The organism is Lamprobacter sp., from assembly GCF_034860625.1.
In the GTDB taxonomy this organism is placed as follows: domain Bacteria; phylum Pseudomonadota; class Gammaproteobacteria; order Chromatiales; family Chromatiaceae; genus Lamprobacter.
In genome coordinates this window covers 1-1,162 of record NZ_JAYESN010000574.1, presented here as the reverse complement: position 1 = coordinate 1,162, position 1,162 = coordinate 1, and the positions used below count along the sequence as shown (strand labels likewise).

General features: G+C 66.8%; 1 protein-coding gene. It reads right to left on the bottom strand.

Annotated features, from left to right (window positions below; translation table 11 throughout):
* A partial coding sequence (locus VBE63_RS29900) for a proton-conducting transporter membrane subunit (protein ID WP_323686600.1) occupies window positions 1–1,162 on the bottom strand: 1,162 nt, incomplete at both ends.

Here is a 1,162-nt window from a genome sequence, read left to right as displayed (position 1 = left end):
TCGGGAGCTGATCAGCACCGCTGAACCGACCAGCATTGCGCTCAGCAGCAGGATGAGGATGCCGATCCAGAGCGCGCCGGCAATCGGCCAGGTCCTGAGCCCGCGTTCGGGATCGGCTGCAGGCGTGCCAAAGAAGCGCTCAAAGAGGGCGACTGCCCATTGCTGAACCTGCTGTTGCACGCTGAGCAAGGGCCGATAGAGGACAGCGCCGATGCGCACTGCCAATGCCTGAGCCGGTCGCACCAGGACCAGTAGGTCGCCGGCCGGAACCAGCCCGATCAATGGTTTCAACCAACCCGGATTGGCCCAGGCGGCGAGCGCGACCAAGGCGGCCAGGACCAGGCCGATCGCGACCGGCAGGCTGTTGGTTGGCCAGCTTGATGGCTTGCCGAGCGCAAACGGGAAGATCAGCACCAACAGGATGATCAGGCCCCAGGCGAGCGTTGCCCAACCGCGTGGCTCGGCGGTTTGGCGATTCGGTTCTGCCAGGATCAAGATCCACAGCAAGCGCGCCATCAGCAGCGTGGTCGCCAGCGCCGCAACGGCGAGCGCCGCCGGCAGCCAGGGCCAGGGCGCAGCGGCGAGCACCGGTTTCATCAGGTATTTGGTGACCGCGCCGCTGCTGAAGGGGGCGCTGGCCAATGCGAGGGCCAGTAGCGCCAGTCCGATCAGGACGCCGACCGCGAGCCAAGTCTGGCGCTCGCCCTCTTGGCGCAGGCCGACACCTAAGAAGAGCCCACCCTTGACCAGCGCATGATGGGCAGCAAACAGAGTCAGGGCGATGATCCCCGCGGGTGCGAGCTCGGGCTCGATCAGCATCAAGCCCAGCAGCAGCACTGCCAGGCCCATCTTGCTGATGCTGGAGTAGCCGAGTAGCGCCTTGGCATCGGACTGCAGCAGTCCGATCGGCAGCGCGTAGAGCAGCGAGATCAGTCCCAGCACGGCGATCACCGTGCCCGCTTCGGGCAGGGCGGAGGTGCCGAGCGGTAGAAACCGCAGCCAGCCCAGCAACGCCACCTTGATCATCGCGCCGCCGAGTACCGCACTTGCTGGGGTCGGCGCGGCGGCGTAGGCAGTGGGCAGCCACAGGTGCAGCGGAACCAGGCCGGCCTTGACCCCCAGACCCAGGATGATGAAGGCCACCGCAACGGCGTCGAGGCGT